Source organism: Acidisphaera rubrifaciens HS-AP3 (genome assembly GCF_000964365.1).
GTDB classification, from domain to species: Bacteria; Pseudomonadota; Alphaproteobacteria; order Acetobacterales; family Acetobacteraceae; genus Acidisphaera; species Acidisphaera rubrifaciens.
In genome coordinates, this window is record NZ_BANB01000277.1 from 1 (window position 1) to 7,959 (window position 7,959).

The following is a 7,959-nucleotide window of genomic DNA, read 5'->3' on the forward strand; positions in this document are numbered from 1 at the left end:
GCTGTCCACAACGCCCGCAGTCGGGCTCGCCTCGCGCCCGACCCGTTCGCGGTCGAGCATCACCGAGACATCGTGGATGGTCTGGAACAGCATACGCCGCACAAATCGGCGGAACCACCAGTAGACCGTCTGCCAAGGGCCGAACTCCTTCGGCAGCATCCGCCAGCCGCCACCGCTGCGAGCCAGGTAGCGGATCGCGTTCAACATCTCCCGCAAGTCCGCGCCGGGTGGTCGCCCTCGCTTCGGCGGCTTGGGCAGCAGCGGCTTGATCCGTTCCCACTCCTCGTCCGTCAGATCAGTTGGATAACGCTTTGTCCGCCGCGCGATCTCCGCCATCCGGCCACGGCTCTCTCGGGTCCACATCCCAAGCTTGAATCACCAAAGCTGACACCGCCGCAACCATTCTCAAACGGTCTCTGAGGAGTTGGGGCCTCCGGCAAACCTGGGGCGGTTCACGTCGACGATCTCACGCATCGGCCAAATCTGTATGAGACGCATGACCGGCCGCTGCTCAACGCCGCCGGTCCCAGGCCGCCGTCAGTGTCGCACGAATGCCAGGAGGTCGGCGTTGATCATTTCCGGATGCGTCGTGCACATGCCGTGCGGCAAGCCGGAATATGTCTTCAGCGTCCCATCGCGGAGCAGCTTGACCGACAGCGGCGCGGAATCCGCATACGGCACGATCTGATCATCCTCGCCATGCATGACGAGCGTCGGGACCGAGATCGCTTTCAGGTCCTCCGTGAAGTCGGTCTCCGAAAAGGCAGCGATGCAGTCATGATGCGCCTTCGCCCCGCCCATCATGCCTTGGCGCCACCAGTTGCGGATGGTGCCTTCGCTGATCACGGCGCCCGGCCGGTTGAAGCCGTAGAAGGGACCGGTCGGCAGATCGAGGAACAGTTGCGCCCGGTTTGCCGCAAGCGCGGTGCGAAAGCCGTCGAACACCTCGATCGGCAGTCCGCCCGGGTTCGCCTCGGTCTTGAGCATGAGCGGCGGGACCGCTCCGATGAGTACCGCCTTCGCCACGCGCCCGGGCTTGGCGCGCGCCACGTAGCGGGCCACCTCGCCACCGCCGGTCGAATGGCCGGCATGGATCGCGTGACGCAGGTCCAGGTGGTCCGTCAGCGCGGCGACATCGGCCGCGTAGGTGTTCATCTCGTTTCCGGTATCGGTCTGACTGGACCGGCCGTGACCGCGGCGATCATGGGCAATGGCGCGGAAGCCGTTTGCGAGAAAGAACAGCATCTGCGCGTCCCAGTCATCGGCGGACAACGGCCAGCCGTGATGGAAGACGATCGGCTGGGCCTCCTTCGGCCCCCAGTCCTTGTAGTAGATCTGCACGCCATCGTGGGTCTGGATGAAAGGCATGGGCACTTCCTGACAAAAGGGGGAATGGGCGCAGCGCCAGCCCACCGGCTACGGCCTTGCCTGGATGCCGGCCATCAGGCGTGCATCCGGGCGGTGCCCGGCACGACGTCGGCGGCCGGCGTCGGCGCTATACCGCTCTGCGACCGGTCCGTCACGCGATACCAGATGGCGTAGAGCGCCGGCAGGAAGACGAGGATCAGGACAGTACCCGCGAGCGTGCCGCCCACGAGCACGTAGGCCATCGATCCCCAGAAGACCGAGGTAGTCAGCTCGGCGAAGGCGAGGACGGCGGCGAGCGCGGTGAGCAGGACCGGGCGGCTGCGCTGGACTGTCGCCTCCACCACGGCGTGAAACGGATCGAGGCCGGCCTTCTCGTTGTCGTGGATCTGGCCGATCAGGATCAGCGTGTTGCGCATGATGATGCCCGCCAGCCCGATCAGGCCCAGGATGGCGTTGAAGCCAAACGGCTGATTGAACAGCAGCAGCACCGGCACCGCACCGATCAGCCCGAGCGGGGCGGTCAGCACGACCATGATCATGCCGGACAGCGAGCGCGTCTGGATAACCAGGATCAGCAGCGTCACGAGCAGCATCACCGGAAAGATCGGTACCAGCGCGCGGTTTGCCTTGCCGGCCTCCTCGATGTTGCCGCCAAGCTCGATCCGGTAGCCCTCCGGCAGGCGCGCAATCAGCGGCGCCAGGCTCTTTGCGACCTCCATCGAGACTTGCGGCGGCTGCACGCCCTCGTCGATGTCACTCTGCACCGTGATCGTGGGCACGCGGTCCCGGCGCCGCAGGATCGGATCTTCCGGCCGCACCTCGATATGGCCGATCTGGGCGAGCGGGATCAGGGTGCCGTCCCGGTTGGTCAGGGTCAGGTCCTGCAGCCTGTCGGGGTCGAGCCTGGTGCCGCCCGCGCTGCGCGCCACAAGATCGACGGTGCGCACGTCGTGGCGAAGCTGGGTGACGACGATCCCGGTCAGCAGGAACTGGAGCTGGGTCGCGACTTCCGAGGGGGACAGGCCAATCAGCTGCAGCCGCGTCTGGTCCAGGACGAAGTGGGCGGTGGGCACACGTTCACCCCAATCAGTGTTGACCTGTCGCGTGTGCGGGTTGGCGCGCATCGCGGCGGTCACCTCGGCGGCCAGTGACCGCACCGCGCCGCTATCGGGGCCCATGACACGCATCATGACTGGGAAGTGGCTGTAGGGACCGAATACGAACTGCGTGACCCTGATGCGCGCCTCCGGCGCGAGTCCCTCGGCCACGCGCTGGCGAAGATGCAGCGTCAGCCGATCGCGCGCCGCATCGTCGGGGGTGCCGACGATCATCTTGGCGAAGGACGGGTCGGGCAGTTCCGGGTTGTAGGCCAGAAAGAACCGGGGTGCGCCGCCACCGACATAGGTAGTCACGACCTTGGCCTCGGGCTGCGTTTTCAGCCAGGCCTCGACCCGGGCGGCGACGTCGCTCGTGGCCTCGATGCTGGTTCCCTCTGGCATCTGGACCTCGATCAGGACCTCGGTCCGGTCGGAGTCCGGGAAGAATTGCTGCTTGACCGCGCCGAGACCGGGCACGGCGACGAGGAACAGCACGATGACTGCGCCCGCGACGACAAACTTGTGCCGGACCGACCAGCCGACCACCCGCCGCAGTCGCCGGTAATTCGGCGTGGCGTAGAGATCCCGATGCGCGCCGCTCTCCACGCGCTTGATGGCGGGTAGCATCTTCACACCCAGATACGGCGTGAATACCACGGCGACGACCCAGGATGTGATCAGCGCGAAGGCAACGATCCAGAAGATGTTGCCGGCGTATTCGCCGGCCGTGCTGCGCGCGAAGCCCACGGGCAGGAACCCCGCGATGGTCACCAGCGTGCCCGCCAGCATCGGCGCCGCCGTATGGCTCCAGGCATGGGACGCGGCCGCTATTCGGTCGGCCCCTTGTTCGAGCCGCACCACCATGATCTCGATCGCAATGATCGCGTCGTCGACCAGGAGCCCCAGGGAGATAATGAGCGCGCCGAGCGTGATGCGGTCCAGCTCCCGCCCGGTGATCAGCATGATCGCCAGCACGGTGGCGAGCGTCAGCGGCACCGCCGCCGCGACCACCAGCCCGACCCGCCAGCCCAGCGTGAACAAGCTCACCCCGAGCACGATGGCCAAGGCGACGAAGAACTTGAACATGAACTCGTCGATCGCGTCCCGGATGACGGCTGCCTGGTCGATCACCTTGGTGAGCGTGACGCCGACGGGTAGCGCGGATTGCAGCTTGGCTTCCTCCGCGCTCAAGGCGCGGCCCAGCTTCAGTCCGTTCCAGCCATCCGCCATGACGACGTTCAGCACCAGGGACGGCTCGCCATCGTGCCGCACGAGCAGGGTCGGCGGGTCCTCGTAGCCGCGCCGCACCGTGGCGATGTCCACGAGGCGGAACGAGCGACCACCGGAGACGATGGGGGTTTCGCGGATCGCCTCCAGGTCGTCCAGCGCGCCGTCCAGGCGGAGATAGACTTGCGGGCCGCTGGTGTCGATCGACCCGGCGGGGGTGACGGCATTGAGCCTGGAGAGGTTGGCGAACACGTCCTGCGGTGCGATACCGAGCGTGGCGAGGTGCGCGTAGTCGAGTTCGACGAAGATCCTTTCCGGCCGCTCGCCCATGATGTCGACCTTCTTCACACCGGGCACGTGAAGCAGGCGCTGGCGCAGCGTTTCGGCGACCCTGACAAGCTGCCGCTCGGGCAGCCCGTGACCGTCGAGCGCATAGACGGTGAAATCGACGTCGGAATACTCGTCGTTGATGAAAGGACCCTGGACTCCCGCGGGCAGGGAATGGACCGTGTCGCCGAGCTTCTTGCGGGCCTGGTAGAACTGATTCGGGACCTCGCCCGGCGGCGTCGTGTCGCGCAGCGTGACCGAGAGGGCCGCGAGCCCGGGGCGGGTATAGGTCTCGACCCGGTCGTACCACTCGAGTTCCTGCATCCGCTTTTCGAGCGGATCGGCAACAAGATCCTGCATCTCCTGCGCGGTCGCGCCGGGCCAGGTGGCGATGACGGTGAAGGTCTTGACGGTGAATGGCGGATCTTCGGCCCGGCCGAGTGCCAGATAGGAAAAGGCGCCCACCGCCACGAGGGCGATGATCAGAAACAGGGTGACCGCGCGCTCGCGCACGGCCAGGGCGGACAGGTTGAAGCCGCTCATTGCATGGCGGCCGTGATGGTCACCGGCCGTACCTTTTCGCGCTCGTGCAGGAAATGGCCGCCGGCCGCGATCACGCGTTGGCCAACCGTCACGCCGCCGCGGATCTCGGCCGTCTCCGCGCCGAAGGATTGGACCTGCACGGGGCGGAAGGCGACCGTCGACGTGGCGGCATCCAGCAGCCACACGCCGGGGCCGTGTCCTTCGTCGCTAACCGCGCCGATGGGGACACTGAGCAGCCCGTTCCGGTCCTGCTGGTCGAAGGTGACGGTGACGGTCGCGCCAAGCGGGGCGGCAGCGGCGTCGCCGCTCATGACGTAGCGCGCCTCGAAGGTCCGCGTGCGGGGATCGGCGGTGTCGGACAATTGCCGCAGCCGGGCGGAGGCCTGCGTTTGGCCACCGAACAACCGGACGGTCGCCAGCGAGGCAATGGCCGGTCGGATCATCTCCGGCAGGTTGACGACGGCCTCGCGCGGGCCGGCATAGGCCAAGCGCACGACCACCTGGCCCGGCGTCACCACCTGTCCGGGCTCGGCGAGCGTCTGCATCACGGTGCCGTCGCTATCGGCCAGCAGCACCGAATAGTCTTCCTGGTTCTGCGCCACCTTCTCCTGCGCGAGCGCGGCATCGAGCAAGGCTTTCGCGCTGTCCGCGGCCGCCTTTGCCTGATCGTACTCCGATCGCGAAACGGCCCCGGTCGAAACGATGCCGCGATTGCGCCGTTCGTCGGCGGCGGCCTGGATCCACCGTGCGCGGGCGGCGGCGACGTTTCCGGTCTGGGCAACCAGGGCGTGACTGTAATCCGTGGGATCTATCCGCATCAGCGGCTGGCCGCGTTTGACGACCTGTCCGGTATCGACAAGGCGCTCGATGACCTTGCCCTGGACGCGGAAGCCAAGGCCGCTTTCGATACGGGCGCCGACGACGCCGGTGAAGGAGCGGCTCCGGCTTGTTGCGGCCTCGACCTGCGCCACCACCACCTGACGCTCGGTGGTGCGCGGGTCGGCTCGTTCCGCCTGTGTCGGCTTGCAGCCCGCAAGGCCGCCCGCGGACGCAAGCAGGATCGCGCCCAGAACGAGCCGCCTTGCTGCCGACATCAGCATCTTTCGCTCCCGCTTCCTCAGTCGATGGCGTGAACGAAACCGGCCATTTGCGCCTGCATCCCCACCGGGTCGGCCTTGAAAGCGTCGGCCGCGCCACGGGACAGCGCGCCGGGGAATACCTCCTCCTCGCCGGCCTCCAGCGCATCGAGCGTGGCCGAAGCGACCTCTGCCGGGGTCAGCCGCGGCTCCGGCAGGGCGACGCCCATCTCGGTCTCGACCTGCACCGGCATAACGCCGAGGACCTGCACGCCGCGCCCCTTCAACTCGGCGCGCAGCGTGCGCGTGAGCGCCAGCGCGGCGGCCTTCGAGGCGGAGTAGGTGCCGGCCACGGGCAAGGTGACGAGCGCGAGGAAGGAGAGGATGCTGACAATCGCCCCGCCCCGGTGAAAGGCCGGCGCGTTGCGGAACGCCTGCGCCAGCGCGAGGGGCGCGAAGTAGTTGACCTCCATCTCCTGGCGCGCATGGGCCGTGTCGTCGGCGGAGACGGCCCCGGTGAAGGACGCGACGCCGGCGTTGTTGATGAGGAGGGTGACGTCGGTGGCGATTTCGGCGGCGGCCCTGATCTGGTCCGGCTTCGTGACATCCAGCGCCAGCGGCACCATGCGGGCAGGGTCGGTCAGCGTCGCCCGGGCGACGGCGACGTCACGCACGCCCAGGTAGATCTTTGCCGCGCCGCGGCGGAGCAACTCCTCCGCCAGCGCCCGGCCGATGCCGCGGCTGGCGCCGGTTAACAGGACGACAGAACCCTCGATCTTCATTGGCTTTCTCCTTGCGATGGGTGGCCCGCGTGCGTCCGCGGGCTATTGATTGGAACGGAAATCAAGCCTATTGATTGGTGATACCATGAATGCTTGTCAAGGTTTTCATGGTGATGACAATCAATGATCCGGCTTGCCCGCGGACACCGGGCCGGGAGGTGGCGATGAAAGTTTCCAGGCAGCAGGCGGAGGAAAACCGCGAGGCCATCGTTCGGGCTGCGTCGGCACGGGTCCGGGAGCAGGGGCTCAGCCAGATGAGCGGGGCGGAGGTGGCAAAGGCTGTGGGCCTCACGCACGGCGCGCTCTACAGCCATTTCGCGTCGAAAGAGGCGCTGGTGGCGACGGCGATCGAGCGGGCATATGCGGAGAGTGTCGCGGCCTTCGCCGGGTTGACGGCGGAACAGTTCGTGGAACGGTATCTCTCCCCGGAACATCGCGACGATGTGGGCGCCGGCTGTCCGTCGGCTGCCCTGCTCTCGGAGGTGCAGCGCCAGCCCGAGCCCATCAGGATCGCCTTCAGTGACGGCGTGACCCGCTTCGCCCGCCTGATCGGTGATCGACTTCACGTCGACCCCGCCCGGGACGAGCGCGTCCTGTTCGCTTTCGCGGCCATGGTTGGCGGCCTGGCAATTGCCCGGGCGATCCGTGATCAGGACCCGGCGACCTCCGACGCCATGCTGCGGGCCGTGGCCAGTCAGTTGAAGAAGACGGTGCTGCGCCGGGGAGGGCGGAAACGTTCGACCGCGTCCGCCGCGCCCCGACGTCCTGGGCCGCTCAGCCCTGCCAAGGCGAGGAGCGGATGACATTGCAGAAATTGCCGCGGTGGAAATGCGGCTCCTTGTCGGCGATGACGTCGGCTTTGACGTTGCCGAACGTGGTGTCCGGCTTGTGCTTGATGCCGTCGTAGAAGGCCTGGATGATTTCGTCCTTGAAGTGGGGCGTACGCGGATATGCCGTGGTGATCGCATCCCGCTCCTCGTAGCTGTAATCCCGGTATGTCAGGCCCAGGACATCCATCTCCACGCCCGCGGTCACCAGCGCGATCAGCGGATGCATGTGCCGCGGAATACCCGGTGTTGTGTGCAGCGCAATCGCCGTCCAGACGAGGTCGATGTCCGTGGGGGCGATGCCTCTGGCCTTGAGGAAGTCGCGTGCGGCGTTGGCGCCATCGACTTCGAACCGCTCCGTCGGGCTGCTGTGCCGCGGGGTCAGCCCCAGGTCGTGGAACATGGCGCCGGCGTAGAGGAGCTCCGGATCGAAGCCGAGCCCGCGCCGCAGGCCGGCCAAGGCACCGAAGAAGTACACGCGGGTCGAGTGACGAAAGAGCAGCGGCGTTTCCGTGTCGCGGACGAAATCGGTGATTTCTTTCGCGAGTTTGCTATCGGGGACGCGCACGCCGTGGACGGCCAGGGACATGGATGTCTCTGCTGACTGGAGGAAGAACCGGACCGAGCCGACCCGCGGTTTGAAGTGCCTTCGCCTTGGGACGAGGCTCAGTTAGCGCGGCTTGACCGGCTCTTGCTGGAACGCCACGCGGGG

Annotated in this window: 7 protein-coding genes; 1 reads left to right on the plus strand and 6 read right to left on the minus strand. The window is 67.1% G+C overall.

What is annotated here, in order from left to right; translation table 11 throughout:
- The 5 genes from B8460_RS09220 to B8460_RS09240 all read right to left on the minus strand — a co-directional run.
- Positions 1–363 (minus strand): transposase (locus B8460_RS09220; protein WP_148360477.1); only part of this gene is annotated, 363 nt, incomplete at its 3' end.
- A 174-nt stretch (positions 364–537) separates the two neighbouring features.
- Positions 538–1,368: an alpha/beta fold hydrolase gene (locus B8460_RS09225; protein WP_048861302.1), complete on the minus strand. Its 831-nt coding sequence runs from the start codon at positions 1,366–1,368 to the stop codon at positions 538–540.
- A 74-nt stretch (positions 1,369–1,442) separates the two neighbouring features.
- Positions 1,443–4,562 carry an efflux RND transporter permease subunit gene (locus B8460_RS09230; RefSeq protein ID WP_048861303.1) on the minus strand — a complete coding sequence of 1,040 codons (3,120 nt, stop codon included), beginning with the start codon at positions 4,560–4,562 and terminating at the stop codon, positions 1,443–1,445.
- Complete coding sequence (locus tag B8460_RS09235; RefSeq protein WP_241771159.1) at positions 4,559–5,662, minus strand: efflux RND transporter periplasmic adaptor subunit; 1,104 nt, start codon at positions 5,660–5,662, stop codon at positions 4,559–4,561. Before B8460_RS09235 ends, B8460_RS09230 begins: the two co-directional genes overlap by 4 nt.
- 17 nt (positions 5,663–5,679) lie before the next feature.
- Entirely contained in the window at positions 5,680–6,420 is a 741-nt protein-coding gene (locus B8460_RS09240) for an SDR family NAD(P)-dependent oxidoreductase (RefSeq protein ID WP_048861304.1), read from the minus strand.
- A gap of 89 nt (positions 6,421–6,509) precedes the next feature.
- Here B8460_RS09240 and B8460_RS09245 point away from each other — a divergent pair, with 89 nt between their 5' ends.
- The gene (locus B8460_RS09245) at positions 6,510–7,223 is read left to right on the plus strand and encodes a TetR/AcrR family transcriptional regulator (protein ID WP_048861305.1); all 714 of its coding nucleotides are present in this window, start codon (positions 6,510–6,512) and stop codon (positions 7,221–7,223) included.
- Here the strand turns inward: B8460_RS09245 and B8460_RS09250 are convergent.
- A complete protein-coding gene (locus B8460_RS09250; protein WP_048861306.1) occupies positions 7,195–7,836 on the minus strand; it encodes an HD domain-containing protein in 642 nt (213 codons plus the stop codon). The genes B8460_RS09245 and B8460_RS09250 overlap by 29 nt on opposite strands.
- Positions 7,837–7,959 lie beyond the last annotated feature (123 nt).